Annotated in this window: 11 protein-coding genes and 1 riboswitch; of the genes, 1 reads left to right on the top strand and 10 read right to left on the bottom strand. The window is 36.1% G+C overall.

The features are described 5' to 3' along the window. Positions 1-15 precede the first annotated feature (15 nt). Positions 16-2,949: a SusC/RagA family TonB-linked outer membrane protein gene (locus F3J23_RS08460; protein ID WP_167026968.1), complete on the bottom strand. Its 2,934-nt coding sequence runs from the start codon at positions 2,947-2,949 to the stop codon at positions 16-18. A gap of 83 nt (positions 2,950-3,032) precedes the next feature. Further along, positions 3,033-3,130: riboswitch (SAM riboswitch) on the bottom strand. 243 nt (positions 3,131-3,373) lie between these two features. Between F3J23_RS08460 and F3J23_RS08465 the strand changes: the two genes are divergently transcribed. Next, entirely contained in the window at positions 3,374-3,781 is a 408-nt protein-coding gene (locus tag F3J23_RS08465) for a type II 3-dehydroquinate dehydratase (RefSeq protein ID WP_167026971.1), read from the top strand. Between the two features lie 141 nt (positions 3,782-3,922). Here F3J23_RS08465 and pckA read toward each other — a convergent pair whose 3' ends face one another. The 9 genes from pckA to F3J23_RS08510 all read right to left on the bottom strand — a co-directional run bounded on the left by pckA (position 3,923) and on the right by F3J23_RS08510 (position 18,455). Continuing rightward, positions 3,923-5,539: a phosphoenolpyruvate carboxykinase (ATP) gene (gene pckA, locus F3J23_RS08470; protein ID WP_167026973.1), complete on the bottom strand. Its 1,617-nt coding sequence runs from the start codon at positions 5,537-5,539 to the stop codon at positions 3,923-3,925. A gap of 127 nt (positions 5,540-5,666) precedes the next feature. After that, positions 5,667-6,572 carry a GYDIA family GHMP kinase gene (locus F3J23_RS08475; protein ID WP_167026976.1) on the bottom strand — a complete coding sequence of 302 codons (906 nt, stop codon included), beginning with the start codon at positions 6,570-6,572 and terminating at the stop codon, positions 5,667-5,669. A gap of 11 nt (positions 6,573-6,583) precedes the next feature. Next, complete coding sequence (gene fabD / locus F3J23_RS08480; RefSeq protein ID WP_167026979.1) at positions 6,584-7,459, bottom strand: ACP S-malonyltransferase; 876 nt, start codon at positions 7,457-7,459, stop codon at positions 6,584-6,586. 70 nt (positions 7,460-7,529) lie between these two features. Continuing rightward, on the bottom strand, positions 7,530-9,491 hold the full coding sequence (locus tag F3J23_RS08485; protein ID WP_228455298.1) for a LysM peptidoglycan-binding domain-containing protein: 1,962 nt from the start codon (positions 9,489-9,491) through the stop codon (positions 7,530-7,532). Between the two features lie 38 nt (positions 9,492-9,529). Beyond that, positions 9,530-11,116, bottom strand: a complete 1,587-nt coding sequence (bshC, locus tag F3J23_RS08490; protein WP_167026982.1) for a bacillithiol biosynthesis cysteine-adding enzyme BshC — start codon at positions 11,114-11,116, stop codon at positions 9,530-9,532. 12 nt (positions 11,117-11,128) lie between these two features. Next, a complete protein-coding gene (locus F3J23_RS08495; protein WP_167026985.1) occupies positions 11,129-13,066 on the bottom strand; it encodes a putative porin in 1,938 nt (645 codons plus the stop codon). Positions 13,067-13,157: 91 nt separating this feature from the next. Beyond that, the gene (locus F3J23_RS08500) at positions 13,158-13,967 is read right to left on the bottom strand and encodes a hypothetical protein (RefSeq protein WP_167026988.1); all 810 of its coding nucleotides are present in this window, start codon (positions 13,965-13,967) and stop codon (positions 13,158-13,160) included. 19 nt (positions 13,968-13,986) lie between these two features. Beyond that, positions 13,987-15,513: a RagB/SusD family nutrient uptake outer membrane protein gene (locus F3J23_RS08505; RefSeq protein ID WP_167026991.1), complete on the bottom strand. Its 1,527-nt coding sequence runs from the start codon at positions 15,511-15,513 to the stop codon at positions 13,987-13,989. A 29-nt stretch (positions 15,514-15,542) separates the two neighbouring features. After that, entirely contained in the window at positions 15,543-18,455 is a 2,913-nt protein-coding gene (locus F3J23_RS08510; protein WP_167026994.1) for a SusC/RagA family TonB-linked outer membrane protein, read from the bottom strand. Positions 18,456-18,485 lie beyond the last annotated feature (30 nt).

Here is an 18,485-nt window from a genome sequence, read left to right on the forward strand (position 1 = left end):
TCAATTTTAAAAAGGTTAAAGAGTTGCCTGAAGACCGAAAGTGATTGTTCTCATTGCAGGATATCTGTAATAAGTTGTCCCGTCCAATGCCTGTTCAGGATCCATTCCTTTGTGTTTATAGAATGTCAGAAGATTTTCTGCCTGAATGTAGATTCTGAATCTTTTAAGTCCGAGCTTTTCAAAATAATCCGTAGGAAGCGTATATCCTAAACTTACGTTTTTAAGCCTTGCATACGTTCCTGAGTATAAAAACCTTGAAGACGTTGAAGTCCAGTTGTTGGTTGTGGTACTTAATCCCGGAACATCTGTATTAGGGTTATCCGGAGTCCATCTGTTAAGCATTTCAACACTCCATGCACGTCCTCCGGCACTTCCGTTATGCATGATTGAAGTATAGTCTGTATCCAGTATCTTCCCTCCTATCTTGAATGTCAGTAATCCTGAAAAATCAAAGTTCTTATAGGTGATACTTGTACTTATTCCGCCGGTCAGTTTTGGCAAGGCAGAACCTTGTAAGAGTTTTGTTGCTTTTGAATACTCTGAAGTAGTTCCTTCCACTGAATTTCCGCTGGCATCTGTGGAAACCGTTTTCCACAATGGCTTTCCATTGCTTGGATCTACACCAGCCCATTCCGGAATGAAGAAATCATAAACAGAACCTCCCACTTGTAATAATTTGGTTCCGACAACCAGTGAGCCTGCAGGTAATTTGGTTACTTTATTATTTAAAGTACTCAGATTCACATCCACATTCCATTGGAAGTCATCATTTCTGATGGGAGTAGTAAATAATGAAAACTCAAAACCTGTATTCTGAATGGTCCCGATATTCGCCGGATAATCACTTATTCCCAATGACGGAGCTACCGGCATATTAAATAGAAGATCCTGACTTTTTCGTTTAAAGTATTCGATATTACCTTTAATCCTGTTGTTCAGAATAGCAAACTCCAGTCCTACATTTAAATTAAGATTGGTTTCCCACTTTACATTCTTTGTAGACGTTTTTTCAAGTGTTGTTCCCGGTTCTCCACCAAGACTGATAAATCGGTATAGTTCCTGATATGCATAATACAACGGCTGCCCGTTTGGTCTCAATAATTTATCATTCCCCTGTCCTCCGTAACTTGCACGAAGTGTAAGCTGATTAAATACATTCAGACTTTTAATGAATTCTTCATTTGAAATTTTCCATGACCCTCCTACAGACCAGAATCTTCCCCATCTGTTATCCGGTGCAAACCTTGAAGAACTGTCTGCTCTTCCTGAAGCAGACAAGAAATAAGTATTGTTATAATCATATTCTACTTTTCCCAGGAAACTCAATAAACTTAATTGATTACTGTTTCCACTGAAACTTCCTAATAAAGAAGCCGCGTCCGGTTCATAGTAATAAGGCAGTGAGAACTGGCTTCTTGTACCTGAAATAGTCTGATAATCGTATTTATAAAATTCATGACCTGCCAAAGCATTTACATGGTGTTTTCCAAACTTTTTATCATAGGTTAAAATATTACTGGTGGTATAAGAAAGCGTTCTGGTATTTGTTTTCGTAACCGAACCTCCAATCTCTGCTCCTTGCCCAAGAAGCGGATTCGAATAATAATGTCCGTTATAATTTACCAGATCCACAGAGAAACTCGTCTTGAATTTTAACTCTGGTAAGAAAGTAAACTCCATGAAACCTTTTCCTGAGAAGTTATCTTCTTTATTTTCATTCTTATCCAATGGTAAAGTAGCTGCGGCATTCTGATTCTGAAGAGCATTGGTAGGCCTGTATTTTCCGAAATCATAAATTCTGTGTCCGGAAGCATCCAATACATAAGATCCGTCTGCATTTCTTTCATAATATGGATAGAATGAAGGGATGAATCTTGCTGCGTTGATGATATTGCTTGCCTTGGAGTCTGAAGAAGTCGGAGCCTGCTGAATACTGTTTGTATAACTTAGGTTCACTCCTACGTTCAGCCATTTCTTAACTTCAGAGTTTATTTTTAATCTGGTATTATATCTTTTAAATCCGGACTCAATAGCCATCCCTTTATCATCCAGATATCCTAATGAAAAGAAATAATTACTCTTCTCACTTCCTCCACTGATATCCAGATCGGCTTGGTTTCTTGATGCTACCCTTTGTAAAATATCTCTCCAGTCATCATTCCACAGAGGTGTTGCTCCAGGTAATAATTTACCGTCAGTTCCTACCGGTTTCGGATAACCTGTCCCATAAGGATTGATTCCAAGTGTTGAAACAAGATTATCTGTTGCCATCTGAGCGGCTTGCTGTGAGGTAATTTTCCCAGACTGGTAGCCGTTTCTCAGTGCTTCCCAATACAATTGAAAATATTGATCTGTGCTCACCTGCTCATAATCTTTTACCGCTCTTCCCGAAAATCCCTGACTGATATTAAAGTTTACTTTTGCTTCTCCTTTCTTACCGGATTTGGTCGTAATGATAATAATCCCGTTGGCACCTCTTGAACCATAAAGCGCGCTTGCCGTAGCATCTTTCAAAACACTGATAGACTCAATATCTCCAGGGCTTATAGAGTTCAGATTCCCATCAAAAGGAATTCCGTCAACAACATATAAAGGATCACTGGAAGCACTTATGGACCCGATTCCTCTGATCCTTATCGTGGAAATGGCACCCGGCTGGCCCGAAGCACTTGTCGTCTGAATTCCGGCCACCTGCCCTTCCAATGCTTTAGTAATATTGGTTACGGGCCTGTTATTGATCTTATCACTTGAAATGGTTGCTACTGAACCTGTATAACTGTTTCTTTTAGCCTTTCCATAAGCTACTACCACTACTTCATCGATCTCTTTTTCACCAAGGCTGTCCTTTTTGGGTTTGGAATTCTGGCCGCTTATACTGGTAACTCCTAAGAAAAATGCAGCAACCGACGGCATCAAGGCTTTAGAATTGAATAAATTTTTGCTAATCATAATCAATTTTATTTATCATATATTAAAATTTTACCCTTTGCAGAAAAGTCAGCAAAGGGCATCGATATATACGACAAACCAAATGCTTATTTTTCCTTTAAAGGCTGAACGTAACACCTTGCCCGAAGGTAGGTTGTTAAGACTTCACAGGGTCAGTTCCCTCTGTCTTTCTTTATAAGCCGATCGAAATATGGATGCAAAGCTATAAACTTTTAGTCTACAAAACAAGTAGACTTATATGTTTTTTACAATAACTTTTTAAAAATTAACATAAAATTTTAATAAAATTCATTAAAATAAGGAGTTACAAATATTATCATTTATTCAAACATGACATATATCATTGAAAATAATTCAAAACATAAAAGAATAGATCACATTGATTTTTTAATCATTAATTAAAAAAACTTTTTAATTTTATAGGATGAAAGTTTTAATTATAAATGGTCCTAATCTGAATCTTTTAGGCACCAGAGAACCGGAAATCTATGGAAGCATTTCCATGGAAACCTATTTGGATCAATTAAAGTCTGAGTTTCAGGCTCACGAATTAAAATATTATCAGTCTAATATTGAAGGTGAACTGATTAACAGACTTCAGGAAGATGATTTTGATGCGGTTATTATCAATCCGGGAGCTTTCACCCATTATTCTTATGCTATTGCCGATTGTTTGAAGAATATCCGAAAACCAAAAGTTGAAGTTCATATCAGCAATATTTACAAAAGAGAGGAATTCAGGCAGAAGTCTGTAACAGCTGCTAATACAGATGCTGTTTTGTCAGGCTTTGGAATGGATGGATATAGATTGGCGTTATTAAGTCTTAAATAAATCTTTATAATTTAAATTGCCATTCTCTCGCTGATTTAACAGATTAAGCTGATGTGAAAATACATTTCTTTTATGCAATCTTTTATAGAAAAATAAAAGCCTCATCTGAATGATGAGGCTTTAGTATGTTAAATCTAATGATTAGATAGTCTGTTCCTGTAATTGAGGTCCTGAAGCTATTAATTTCTTCCCTTCTTCTGTATCACAGTACTGTTCGAAGTTCTTGATATATCTTGAAGCAAGATCTTTTGCTTTTTCTTCCCATTCCGAAGCATTATCGTAAGTATCTCTAGGATCTAAAATACCTTCAGAAACATTAGGAAGTTCGGTAGGAATTTCAAGATTCATGATCGGAACCTGAGTTTTAGGAGCATTATCAATAGAACCATCAATGATTGCATCAATGATTGCTCTTGTATCTTTTAAAGAAATTCTGTTTCCAGTTCCATTCCAACCTGTGTTTACCAGGTAAGCTTTGGCTCCGTGCTCCTGCATTTTTCCGATCAATGTTTTAGAATACATTGTTGGGTGTAATGTAAGGAACGCTTCACCGAATGCAGGTGAGAATGATGGCTGAGGTTCAGTAATTCCTCTTTCTGTTCCAGCTAGTTTTGATGTATAACCGCAAAGGAAGTGGTACTGAGCCTGATCTTCATTTAAGATAGAAACCGGAGGAAGTACCCCGAACGCATCTGCAGAAAGATAAACGATCTTCTTAGCGTGGCCAGCCTTAGATGGCAATACAATTTTATTGATATGATAAATCGGATAAGAAACTCTTGTGTTCTCAGTGATAGATCCGTCAGTGTAATCTGCTACTCCATTGTGAACAACAACATTTTCAAGAAGCGCATCTCTCTTGATCGCTCTGAAGATATCCGGTTCTTTTTCTTCTGATAAATCGATTACTTTAGCGTAGCATCCTCCTTCATAGTTGAATACCCCGTTATGATCCCATCCGTGCTCATCGTCACCAATAAGATATCTTTTAGGATCTGCAGATAAAGTAGTTTTACCTGTTCCTGAAAGACCAAAGAATAAAGCTACATCACCTTTTTCACCTACGTTTGCAGAACAGTGCATAGAAGCCATACCTTTTAATGGAAGATAATAGTTCATCATAGCAAACATTCCTTTTTTCATTTCACCTCCGTACCATGTACCTCCGATGATCTGTAGCTTTTCAGTAAGATTGAACATGATAAAGTTTTCAGAGTTTAATCCCTGAGCTTCCCAGTTCGGGTTCGTAGTTTTAGATCCGTTGATTACTGTGAAATCCGGCTCACCGAAGTTTTCAAGTTCATAGTGAGAAGGACGAATGAACATGTTGGTTACGAAATGCGCCTGCCAAGCAACCTCAACGATAAATCTTACTTTAAGTCTTGTATCTGCATTCGTACCACAGAAAGCATCAACTACATAAATTTTCTTAGCTTCAGAAAGCTGGTTCATCACTAGTTCTTTACAAGAACCGAAAATTTCCGCTGTAGTAGGTAAATTTACTTTACCATCCCAGAAAATTGTATCTCTTGTAACATCATCCTGAACAATATATCTGTCTTTAGGTGAACGACCTGTGAAAATTCCTGTTTTTACTGATACCGCGCCAGATTCTGTAAGCTCAGCTTTCTCAAATCCTTGATTTTCAGGAGAAACTTCAGCCTGATACAATTCTTCATATGAAGGATTATACACTACCTCATAGTTTCCTTTAATCCCTAATTTCTCTAAATCCTGGATGATTTTAGTGTTTTTCATTTTACTTATATTTTCTATTTCTTTATTGCTTTCAACAAAAATAATATTAATTATTTGTTAAAGACGGTTTAAATATACTGATATAAGTCAGAATGACAAATAAAAAAAGGCGTTTGTAAAATATTGATTATAAATTAATTATATCAGACCATTCAAAAACCGTATTAAAACCTTTCTCCCAAAAATAGTCTTTATAGCTCCCAAATTTGGCGCTCATTACAAAATCTCCGCCCCATGCCCCCAAACTTTTGACAAAAGAAGGGCAATCTGCGAATAACTTTTCTTTAACTGTCGAAATTTCAAGAAAATCTGCAATTTTCCTCTCATGAATCATCATTAATTCCGAAAAACTTTCCAATTCACTGCATAATAAAATTTTCTTTGTGATATCTGAAAATTCATCAACCAGTTCCGGAGACTTCTTTTTCGACTTGTAAAAGCTGATCCCTTCTCTACTATCCTGCTTCTGATTTAAATGAATAAAAATCAATTCATTTTTAAAGGGAGGATTAAAATCCACCTTATCATATCTGATTTCAGGTTTGCTCTGGAAAAGCACGGCAGATTTCTCTTTTGCAACGGCAATATCGTACCCGCTTCCTCCTAAACTGATTGTATTAAGATAAAAAGGGTCAATCTGAGCCCATTCTGCAAGATTGGTCATTAAAGTAGAACTGCTTCCCAGCCCATAATCTGCTGGAAACTGGAGATTGGTTCTTAAATGATACGTAAGGTTATGTTTAAATTTAATAGAAGAAAGCTGCTGAACATTCTTTAAAGTTCTGGTGATAAATTCAGCGCTTGATGGAATGTTGGTCTCCAGGATCTGCCAGTTCGTATAATCTATAACAGCTGTTAACCATAATTTGTTCTGATGATAAGCCTCCCAGATAATCAGGGATTTTTCATCATTTTTTTCTTCAAAGAAAAACTCTTGTCCCAGCCTGGTTGGTACCGCTAAGACAAGAGCTCCGTCGATTGCGAAATATTCTGAAGTAAGCATAAGTTTGCCTGGTGAGAATATCGCGTTCATATTTTTATTAATTAAATTGCAGAAGTAGCGTCTACTGACCCGTCAATTTTTTTGATCAATCCCTGAAGGGTTTTTCCCGGGCCTACTTCAACGAAGTTAGAGGCACCATCTTTAATCATATTCTGAACAGACTGAGTCCATTTTACAGGACCTGTCAACTGAGCGATCAGGTTTTGCTTGATCTCATCAGGATTGGTTACCGCTGTTGTAGTGATATTCTGATAAACAGGAATTGTTGCTTTTCTGAATTTTGTTTTTTCAATTGCTGCGGCCAATCTTTCTTGAGCCGGCTGCATTAACGGTGAATGGAAAGCTCCGTTCACAGGTAGTAATAAAGCTCTTTTTGCTCCTGCCTCTTTCAGTTTTGCACAAGCTTCTTCTACAGCTGGTGTTTCTCCTGAAATTACTAATTGCCCCGGGCAGTTATAATTTGCCGGAACTACTATACCACTAATCTGTGCACAGATTTCTTCAACCTTAGCATCATCTAATCCTAAGATAGCTGCCATAGAACTTGGATTAGCATCACAAGCTTCCTGCATTGCTTTAGCTCTTTCGGATACCAGTTTAAGACCATCATCAAAGGATAAAACTCCATTGGCTACCAGTGCAGAGAACTCTCCTAATGAGTGTCCTGCTACCATTTCAGCTCCAAGACCATTTACTGCTTTTAATGCTGCTACTGAATGTATAAATATTGAAGGCTGGGTAACCTCTGTTTTCTTAAGATCCGCATCCGTACCGTTAAACATAATGGAAAGAATGTCGAAACCTAAAATTTCATTGGCAGATTCCATCAGATCTTTAATATCTTTTCTAGAATCATACAATTCTTTTCCCATTCCTACGAACTGAGAACCCTGCCCTGGAAATACAAGTGCTTTCATGTATTGAATTAAATATTATGCAAATATAACTATAATGTTAACAATATTCTTTTAAACAGTTATAAATCATTTAAGGTACTAACCTGATTACCCTGTAACCGGTATTTACATATGCACCATTAGCTTTAGATTTTACAAACTCAAATTTTGTGGCAAGCTGAGTCTGAACTTTATTCATCTGTTTAAAGATCTCCCCTTTTTTGTTTTCTCTGGTCAACATATCGTTTACCACATCAAAACCAACAACGGCATATTTTGGAGGAGTTTTACAGTACTTGTTTTTATAAGCGGCAAGAATTTCTTTTTCAAAGCTGCCATCAGTATTGATCTTTCTGTCCATCAAATAAACCAGACTCGCCTGGCTTAGCTCGTCTACCTTCTTTTCGAAAGTAGGAGAATAGAACATACTGAAAGCTTTCACTCCCTGTACTTCTTTGGAAAGTGCAATCACTTTGCTTGCAAAAGCTTCTCCTGCTGTATTATCATCATTGGCCAGAATTGCAATGACCGGTGCAGACTGCCCTGTCATCATATTCTGATCCAGCTGAATATCTGCCGGAGAATTTACAATAATAATATTAGGATTCTTTACTGCTTTTTCAAGCCCTGATTTAATGTAGTTTGCATTTTCTTTTTTAGCATCTGCCACTACATATATTTTCTGATCTGAATAAATTCCTTTTACTTCTTCTACAATCTTATCTGCGTAGGTTTGATTATTTGTTTCAACGATAATAAGATTGCTATAGTTATACAATTCCGGAGTGTTGGCAAATGGTGCTACAACAGGAATTTTCTGATTTTTAGTAAAATCAAGAACATCAATCACATTCGATTTGAAGAAAGGCCCAATGATAAGATCTGTATTGTCGGGATTGATTTGTGTAAGCGAATTTTTAAATGACGCTTCATTTCCTGAATCTACAATTTTGATGTCTAGTTTCTGCCCTCCTTTTGCGTTTCTTTCAATAGCCAGCTTAGCTCCTGTTAAGAAATCAAGTGCCATTCCTCTGTACTGGGTTTCGTTGGTACTGTATCCGAACGGAAGCATTAAAATCACACTCAGAGCATCTCCGTTTTTCTTAACGTAAGCCGCATCCTGTTTTTTAATCTTCAGAACCATTCCGGTTTTAAGACCGTGAGAAAGATCCGGGTTCAGAGCAATAAGCTCATCAATTGAAACTCCGAATTTATTTACGATGGAGAATACCGTATCTCCCTGCTGAACGGTATAAGTAACGTAATCATCTCCTGCAGCAGTATTGGTTGTAACTGTGGAAGATTTTTCGTTCCCTGAATCCATTTTTGCTTTTGGATTTACCTGTTCTTCAGTAGTAGTATTGGTATTTGCTTTTTTTATTTTGATGGTGTCACCAGGCTTCAGCCCTTTTTCTTCCAATCCTGGATTTAAAGCAAAAAGATCCTGCTGGCTGATGCCAAACTGTTTTGTAATTCTATAGTAATTGTCTTTAGACTGGATTACATATGCTTCACCTTCTGCTGAAGCAGTAACAGTAGTGGGTGTAATTGTTGTTATTGTTTTCTCAACAGGCGGTTCTGCATGTTTTTCTGATGCTACAACCGGTTGTTGGCTTCCTCCGTATTTTTTGATGCTGGCAAGAGGTAATGTAATTTCATCACCAATCTTCATGTGAGAATCCAGTTCCGGATTCAGTTTTCTGAGATCGGTTTCAGAAATTCTGTATTGTTTTGTAATTCCATAGATGGTTTGCTTCGGCTGTAAAACGATTTTACCAAGAGAGCCTCCTGTGTTCGAAGTTACTTTTTCTACTGGTGCTGTCTTTGTAGCTGCCGGAGCTGTTGTCTTTTCAGACTTTATTGTTAAAACATCTCCAATAGCCAGCTTTCCATCTTTATGTTTTGGGTTTAGCTTCAGCAATTCATCTACAGTCATTCCATACTTTTTGGCAATATTGTAAGGATTATCACCTTGCACAACCGTATGTGATTTCTGGGCTGAAACTCCCAAAACCATACATAAACTGGATAGAATAAAAAACCTCTTTATCATATTCGATAATTATAATTTACAAAAATACTTCTTTAAAATTAAATGGCAACAATTATTAATTTTGAATCTTGAACCACCATCTCTTCCAAACAATTTTCAAGCCACGAATAGCCATAATCTGAAAAGAATACACTAAAGTTATAGACTCTTTCCTGCCAGGTTTTAGCTGGGTGGACATCTAAAAATAGGTTTTCAAGTCTTTCCAGCAGTTCATTTTGTTTTATTTTCTCTGCGTGAAGGAGACGTTTTTTCATTCTTTTGAATGATTTAAGCTGCCTTACTTCTTCTGCTTTCACCATATTTCCAAAGGATTTTTCGGTATTTTCTGCGGAAGCCTTCAGCTCTGAAAAATTGTTGATAAGAAGTTCTTCTTTTTGATCCAGCAATTCCAGAATGGAATTATCTTTTAAAATGATCTGATTGGTAAGCACGGTGAAGTTGCTGAAGAAATTTTCAATGTTAAGATCCAGCTTTTCAATTTTCCCCAATGTTTTCTCCTTCAGGAAAAGCATAGAATTCCTTGGGATTAAGATAGGAAAAGGGATATTGATCTCAGAGAAATAATCTTTTAATTCCAGCCAGTACATGATTTCGGCATTACCACCGATATACGCCAGGTTCGGCAATACCTTTTCCTGATATATAGGACGCATTAATGCATTAGGGCTGAATTTTTCAGGATGATTTTCAAGTGCTGCCAGTATTTCTTCTGGTGTAAATTTAATATGGGTATCTACAACAACATAGTTCTTTCCGTCAAATTCAATCCGATCTCTGGTTTCAGAAAGATAGAAAAGATTAATTTCACGTGGATTTACCTGAACTTTTCCATATTTCTCAGTTAGAAAATCAACTTTATTACGGGAAGATCTTTGCAGGCTGAAATGAAGCAGTTCATCTTTAAAAACACCTGCTATCTGTTTTTTAAGTTCTTTGGAATCTCCATCTAAAGTTAATAGCCCGAATTCTGAGAAAAGACGATTAACGAGAGTTTTTATTGCTTCTGTTAAGGTATTACCGGCTTTATAAGCTTCTTTCATCATTAAGATCAGTTCTGTCCCGAAAACAGAGTCTTTGAATTCTTTTTCAAATTCTGAAATGAAATAGGTATCTGTGATCTCAATTCTTCCTACCGGACCTCCTGATTTTTCATGGGTTTCATAGTAATTATTTTCAGTTTTGAAATGATTGATCTCTGCAAAATCATGATCTTCCGAAGCCATCCAATATACCGGAACGAAATTAAATTCAGGAAAATGCTCTTTCAGATAGGTACATGTCTTTATAGTCTGAAGTATTTTATAGACAAAGAAGACAGGCCCTGAGAAAAGATTCAGCTGATGTCCGGTTGTAATGGTAAACGTATTGGGCAGTTTAAGATGCTCCAGATTTTCTTTCTGTTTTGATGATATATCAAAACCTGAAAGCTGCTTTTCAAACACTTCGTACAAAATATTTCTCTGCTCCAGTGTAAAAGAATCTTTTTTCAGGTGAATCTGCTTACTGAAATGATCTATGGAAAATGTATTATTTTCAAAACCCTCAATCTCCTGGTTCAAAAAGTCTTTCACCAACTGAGGAATGCTTTCTATATCGTTAAATGATATTTTATTAATTGTTTTCAACCTGTATAGTTTTTAGTTGAACAAATACCACACAATCCCGATATTCAATCTGAAATCATACACCGGATAATGTGGAAATGCATATGCTTTGTTATTGGAAATAACAGTTCCTATCTGCTGACCTTCTATGAAAAAGAACATTTTTTTCACTTTCATATTGATATAGATATCTGCGATAGGCTGCCCTCCAATTGAAAATGAGCTTGCATTAGGAAGAATATATTCGTTAAGAACAGGGAAATAATCTCTTGATGCAAACTTAGAGAAATAATAGACTTTAACTCCTGCCTGAATTTCTGCTGCTTTTTTGAATGCCTGTGTCTGATAGAAGAAATTGGCCCTACCAATAAAACTTGGTAAAGGAAGCAATTCTTTATTCGTCATGGTATTTTGGAAATGCAGTCTGGTATTCAGGTGGAATTTATTAAAACTGAAGGTAGCGTCACCTCCTACCTGGGAGATATTTACAGAATTATTACTTTGATTCGGGTTTCCGTTACTATCAAAATAAGTATAGTTATCAATTCTGAAATAATTGGCGAAAAGTTCTGTTTTAAACCATTTCAGATTAATACTTCCTCCTACTTCCATTACGGATTGATTTTTTGCATCCTGAAGATAATAATTGAAGTTGTTGTACACGGAAGTATTCAACAAATAATTAAATGAAGGATATGCACTCTGGAAATTAACCTTGGCATTAACAAAATAATCTTTGATGGGCTCAAATTTCAGATTATTGGTAGTCTTAAGATAGCTTTTAAACTGGCTTCCGTTTGAGAATTCAAGGAATGAATTCAATTGAACTTTATCCCAAAGTTTTACCTGCAGATTTCCTACGGCCCCAATTCTGTTTTCCTTGAGCTCTCCTGGGAAAGGGATTCCGTTAAGAGCCACAATATCTCTTATACCGAATTTGATCATCTGATAGCGTACTCCTGCATCCAGCTTGAATTTCTCATTATTAAAAATCAAACTTACTGTATTGCTTAAATTATCTGAATATTTTTTTGTTGTCAGTGGAAAACCATTAACTAAGTCTGTAGGCGCATTATACCAATAAGTTTCCAGCGCTCCCTGATTATAATAGTATTTATTTCCCTGATGAGAAATGATGTGCCTTATGCTGAAAGGGAATTTCTCTGAATTGAATGGCGTAAACTGCTGGCTTAAATAATATCTTCTATAAGAAAACTGTGAACTGGTAGATGCCAGATTTACCTGAGCATTCTGTCTGTTACTATAATTGCTGTCTCCACTTTGAAACAGGTTATCTTCAGTGATACCACCACTTTCCTGGTTGTTTACATTCTGATGAAGATAATGGGCAAAAATTTCATAATTCCCGCTTTTTGAAACATAATGTCCGGAAAAAATAGTATTGTTATTAGCTGCCAGTGAGTTTCTGTAAAGTCCCTGAGAACGTAGTCCCATATATTCAAGAGCAAAATTAAATCTCTTCCCGATATTCTGGGTGTATGTAGATCTTAAAGCGGCACCATTTCGCATCGCATTATGATAAACGAATGTAGCAGTAGGGGTTTTTACATCATAATATTTTACATCATTGGCTCCAATAATCATGTAAGATTTATTAGACGGCAGCAAGGAAAGATTTTCCTCTGCATTTACTTCAAATACAAGTGGATTGAATCCTGAACCGATATTGGCAGGCTGTACTCTTCCGAAGTTATCTTTATTATTCTGTTGTGAGAAGATATAGGTTTTATCAAAAGTCATTACGGTATCAAAAACTTTCTTTTCTGAAAACTGTGTCTGATACTGGTAATCTTCAATAGTGGGTTTAAAAATTTTCAGGGAATCTTTTTTCCCAGAGTCTATAACAAGTGTGTCTTCCGGTTTTTGCTGAAGTTTCGTATCTGCTTTATTAACAACCTGAGCGTTGGCTACAAAACTTAAAGAGAAGAGTATGAAAAGGATGTACTTCATTATTCATTATTGTACAGCAAAAATAAGAAATAAAAGAACACAAAAAACCCCACAAGATGTGGGGTTTTTTTATATCAATAGGGTAATTGAATTATTGACCTACAAAATATTCTTCCTGATCTCCGTAGCTACCTACACCAGGGATAGAATAAGTGATGAATAATGTTAACTCTCTGGTACAAGGATTAAAGCTTGATTTTTGAGCAGTTGAAGTTTGTCCCCAGATATATCCTTTGTATTGTGCAATATATTCTCCAGTATTAGTTGAAGGCATACTTACCACAAAAGTTTTAGGGTTATACGTCAAAATCATATCTTTTTGCGTTGTACTGTTCATAAAGAAGTTTTTAATAACTAATTTATTACCAGGAAGTTCTTGAATAACAAAATTATCCGGATTTTGAAGCCATCCTTCATATTCAAAATTACCTGAACCTAAGAATACAGACATTGAACATGTTAATGACATTTTCAATTGAAAAGCCTGATAATCCAAATTATTTTGTAATGTAGATGATTTTATTGTAAAATTAGCGATTTTACCTGTTTCAAGAGCTGAAGCTCTGAAAATTCTAACTTTAAATACTCCTCTTGCCGTACCATTCTGGATAATTCCTTTCCCTCCATTCAAAATTTCAAAATCAACACCTTTTACAGCGGTAGAATTTGTAGGATTGAACACAAGCTCAGCATTAGGATCTCCATCTACATTCTGAACTGTTCCAAAATCCAGGTCATAATCATTATAATCCTGATCTTTAAATACAAAAGCCTGATCTGAATTAGTTATAAAGTGAACAAAAGCATCTCCGTGGTAGTTCATTTCTTCACTAGGAGAACATGCCGTACCTATAATTGACGTAGCAAATAATATACTGAATAAATATAATATACGTTTCATTTTCTAAATATTTATAAGATTAATATCCAGGATTTTGTGCAATTCCCGGGTTACCGTTTAGTTCAGATGAAGGAATTGGAAGTGTCCATCTATAATCAGTTAGGCTTAAAGTAAGAGGTGTTCCTGTAAGGAAATCATCTGTAGCGTTTCTGTCGATACTTACACCTGCTTCAGCACCAAGTCTCTTTAAGTCAATAAATCTATGTCCTTCAAAAGAAAGCTCAATTCTTCTTTCTCTTAAGATATCAACAAAAGCAGCAGCTGCAGTTCCGTATGTTGGAAGAGTTGTTGTACCAGTCCATTTTCTTGCATCTCGTATTTGCTTTACATATGAAGCTGCAGTTGGAAGGTCATTTGCTCTCACTGCACATTCAGCAAGGATAAGATACATTTCAGAAATTCTGAAAATTTTGATATCATTCTTAAGCGGAGTAGCATTTTTACCAGGATACTTATCAATAACATAGTTTTGTTTAGTAGCATCACTTGTTGGATCTACATAAGCGTACTTTCTAATGTCATTAGATGTATATCCATAAGTGTTATACAGGTTAATTCCTGTCACCCACCAAGGAGAACCACTTATTGACGTGTTATTTGTTGTATACATACCAGCTATGTTACCTCCAAGACCAACAGACGGTCTGCTTAACTTGAAGATATTTTCTCCGATGATATCATCAAACAACATCTTTCTATATGGGCTAGGTGTAGTACTCTGTGTGTAGAATGTATTATTCCAAGCTGTTGAACCTACAGTTCCTGTTGGTATTGGTGCTGCAAGTGTTAATGCAAGGCCGCTACCTGTAACAGCTGCTTGTGCATATTGCTTTGCTAAAGTATAATTTCCTCTGTATAAGTACATTCTTGCTCTTAAAGCACTTACTACGTTTTTGTTGATAAAATAAGGAGCCGGGTGATTTGCTGCAGCTGTTGCATTTAAGTTTGTATCAGCATATGCTAAATCAGCCTCAACAAAATTCCAGATATCTGAGTTTTTAACTCTTGGAAGTTTTGTTTCAAAAGGGTAGATCTTGTCTGCCAAGATAACCCCCAATGCATTATCATTCTTCAAATCTGTAGAATAATAAGTCATTAAGTTAAGATAAGCAAATGCTCTCAAAACTCTTGCTTCTGCAAGGGTATTATTATATAACGCAACATCAGTAGTACTTGCAGGAGTAATCAAAGCTGATTTATCAATTAACTGATTCACTCTGTTAATCAATAGATATTGTCCGCTCCAGATACCTTCAACAAAAGGGTCATTTGGAATGATAACAAATCTGAAAGTACTTTGATCCTGTCCAGCATTAGCAGGTCCTACTTTTAACTCATCAGTAAATAAAGAACTGAATTTTATCTGGCTTGTAATATCTGCACTTGTATACACAGATCCTACTAAGAACTTCTCTAAATCCGAAGCTGTTTGAAAAGCTTGCTGATCTTGTGCTTCACCAGCCTGTCGTATATCAAGAGCATCATTACAAGAATATACCAACAGTGATGCAGCAGCAACTAAAATATATTTTTTAACCTTTTTCATTTTATAAATTTTCTAAATAAGTTTAATCATTAAAAATCAAGAGTTGCTCCTATTGAAAATGTTTTCAGGTTAGGATAAACTGATGTAGAATATGCGAATGTTGGTTCTGGATCATATCCTTTCCATTTCGTAAATGTAAACAAGTTTTCTCCTGACAAGAATACTTTAGCACTCTTAATAAATACTGAATTCCCTAATAAGTTCTTAGGTATGTTATACCCTAATGTAATTGTTTTTAATCTAATAAATGAAGCATCTTTTAAGTATCTGTCTGAATTATCTGCAAGAGATTTATTAGTCGCGTTAAAAGATGGAATATTAGTATCCATATTTGTAGGAGTCCAAGCATTTAACAAGTCTGAACTCACGTTAAAGTTACCTGCTGATGAGCTATCATACACATAAGTCAGCTGGTTATCCCACTTCCATACATCTGCCTGATAAGAGAAGTGAGCATCTAGGAATACTCCTTTATATTCTGCATTCAGACCAAAACCTCCAGACCATTTTGGCAAGTAGCTTTTTCCTGTTTTAAGCTGATCTGATACTGCATTTGGATTCTCAGTTACACGTCCGTCTTTATCATAAAATAACATGTTTCCGTTATCTTTATTTACACCGGCATAGCTGATCAAATACCATTCTCCAAGCATTCCTCCTGTAACGTTTCTTAAATCACCTGCTGAATCATCTTTTGCAAGGCTTAAGAATTTACTCTTATTGTATGCTGAGTTAGCATAGATTGAAAGTTTTACATCTTGTTTGTTGATAATATTATATCTTAATAATACTTCAATCCCTCTATTCTGTAATTTACCGTTGTTGTAGTTAATAGTAGATTGTCCATTGATATTCGAAATAGGTAAACTGTTGAATAATTTATCTGTTCTCTTATCATAAACATCAATAGATCCCTCTAATTTTCTGTTTAACAATCTAAAATCAAGACCTAAGTCTAACTGACCAATAACTTCCCACTGAATTCCAGGGTTTTGAAGTCCACTTGGATACAATGCTCCTTGTTGGATATCATATCCTGCAGATTGTGTAATGAAAGGTCTAACGATATTTGACGCCGGAAGTAGCGGGTTAGCTCCATAAGCAGCAGCAATGATGTTCTGGTTACCGTTGGTACCGTAAGAACCTCTAAGCTTTAACATATCGAAAGTAGATCCTTCCATAAAGCTTTCTTTGTCGATATTCCATCTACCTGCAACACTCCAGAAAGTAGCCCATTGGTTGTCTCCTGTAAATCTATAACTTCCGTCTCTTCTTACTACCCCACTCACACCATATTTGCTGTCATAGTCATAATCTACAGTAGCAAAATAAGCTAATGTTCCTGCCTTGATCTTAGATGCAGAAATTGTTGGTACATAATAAACGATTGGAGGCAAGGTTCCATTAGGGAAATACGCTGGTGGAACATATCCGGTTCCTGCACCAAACTGCCATGTTAACGGATATAATCCATTCTGAGTTTGTGAAGAAGCATTATAATGAGACTTCATGTAATCTAAATACACTGCTGCATCTAAAGTATGCTTCTCATTAAATGTTTTATGGTATGCTAAACTCGTTACTGAGTTGAAAGTAAAGTCATTTTCTTTGGTAATTCTTTCAATACCTCCAAATGGATTTGGATTGGCAGTAGTAGCAGATCCTTTAGCAACAACAATTCCTAAATATGAATAGGGTGCTCTTGCAAACATTCTTTCTGAATATTTGTAATCAACCCCTGATTTATTTGAAACTGTTAAATCGTCTGTAAGTTTATATGATGCAGCGAAGTTAGCTACAATACTTGTTTCATTTAATTGGTTAGGAAGAGTACCTCTTAAGATATCCTGTAGAACCCAAACACTGTTTCCACCTCCTGTTGCAGATCCGATAGCATCATATAAAGCCTGCCCAGTCATATATTTATTTGACTGCATTGTAGGCAATGCTGTAATACCTGTAAGCAAAGGGTTTTGGATAACGTTAGATGAAATTCCACTGTTCGTTTCTTCGTCTAACTGATGTCTTTTAGAGTACCCAATACCAATATTTGAGTTATAAGTAAATCTTCCGTTACTTGATTTTCCGTTCAGGTTATTTCTTAAAGTAAATCTCTTGAAATCAGTAGTTGGAACAGTACCTGTTTGCTCCATATAACCGATAGAAGTATAGTTATTTACGTTCTGAGCTCCGAAAGACATTCCAAGGTCATGAGTTTGCGTAAACCCTGTTCTGAATAACTCTTTACTCCAATTCGTATCAGGACCTGAATAAGCGGCAATCTGATCAAGAGACATTTGAGAACCTAATCCTTGGCCTAACCTGTTCTGGATTGTCAAAAGCTCTTTGGCATTGGCCATATTATAGTGCGTTTTCGGCAATAATCCTATACCTGTAGTTCCGGTATAAGTTAAAGCAAAACGATTGGTTCCATATTTACCTTGTTTCGTTCTAATAACGATAACTCCATTTCCCCCTCTGTTACCATAAATTGAAGTTGCAGCCGCATCTTTCAAAATAGATATCGATTCAATATCATTGGTATTCAAGTTTCTAAATTGCGTGGAATTCGAAATCATTCCATCAATTACATATAGAGGATCTGAACTCGCACTAATTGAGCTAACTCCTCTAATAATCACGTCAATCTTTGCAGAACCCGGAGAACCAGAAGCAGAGTTAATCGTCAAACCCGGAGCCTCTCCTTGAAGAGAGTTCAGGAAAGAAACGTTAGGTCTGTTCTCAAGTTTTTCTGCAGTTACTGTAGTAGAAGCAGTAACGTCTTTTGGTTTAGTTTGTGTTTTATTATACCCTAATACAACTACCTCATCAATCTGTTTAGTATTCTTTGTAGAGTCATTTGCCGCTTTATTTTGAGCAAATACAGCATGGCCTGTAAAAAACAGTACCCCAGCTGTTAATACACGTAGTTTAACATTCATATTAACAAATTTTAATATATTTTAGCGACA

The organism is Chryseobacterium sp. Tr-659 (assembly GCF_011752975.1).
In the GTDB taxonomy this organism is placed as follows: domain Bacteria; phylum Bacteroidota; class Bacteroidia; order Flavobacteriales; family Weeksellaceae; genus Chryseobacterium.

Excerpts from the sequence above, each read along its gene's own strand:
- fabD (WP_167026979.1), bottom strand. The coding sequence starts at position 7,459 with ATGAAAGCACTTGTATTTCCAGGGCAGGGTTCTCAGTTCGTAGGAATG.
- F3J23_RS08495 (WP_167026985.1), bottom strand. The coding sequence starts at position 13,066 with ATGAAGTACATCCTTTTCATACTCTTCTCTTTAAGTTTTGTAGCCAAC.
- F3J23_RS08505 (WP_167026991.1), bottom strand. The coding sequence starts at position 15,513 with ATGAAAAAGGTTAAAAAATATATTTTAGTTGCTGCTGCATCACTGTTG.
- F3J23_RS08510 (WP_167026994.1), bottom strand. The coding sequence starts at position 18,455 with ATGAATGTTAAACTACGTGTATTAACAGCTGGGGTACTGTTTTTTACA.
- F3J23_RS08485 (WP_228455298.1), bottom strand. The coding sequence starts at position 9,491 with ATGATAAAGAGGTTTTTTATTCTATCCAGTTTATGTATGGTTTTGGGA.
- F3J23_RS08475 (WP_167026976.1), bottom strand. The coding sequence starts at position 6,572 with ATGAACGCGATATTCTCACCAGGCAAACTTATGCTTACTTCAGAATAT.
- F3J23_RS08465 (WP_167026971.1), top strand. The coding sequence starts at position 3,374 with ATGAAAGTTTTAATTATAAATGGTCCTAATCTGAATCTTTTAGGCACC.
- F3J23_RS08500 (WP_167026988.1), bottom strand. The coding sequence starts at position 13,967 with ATGAAACGTATATTATATTTATTCAGTATATTATTTGCTACGTCAATT.
- pckA (WP_167026973.1), bottom strand. The coding sequence starts at position 5,539 with ATGAAAAACACTAAAATCATCCAGGATTTAGAGAAATTAGGGATTAAA.
- F3J23_RS08460 (WP_167026968.1), bottom strand. The coding sequence starts at position 2,949 with ATGATTAGCAAAAATTTATTCAATTCTAAAGCCTTGATGCCGTCGGTT.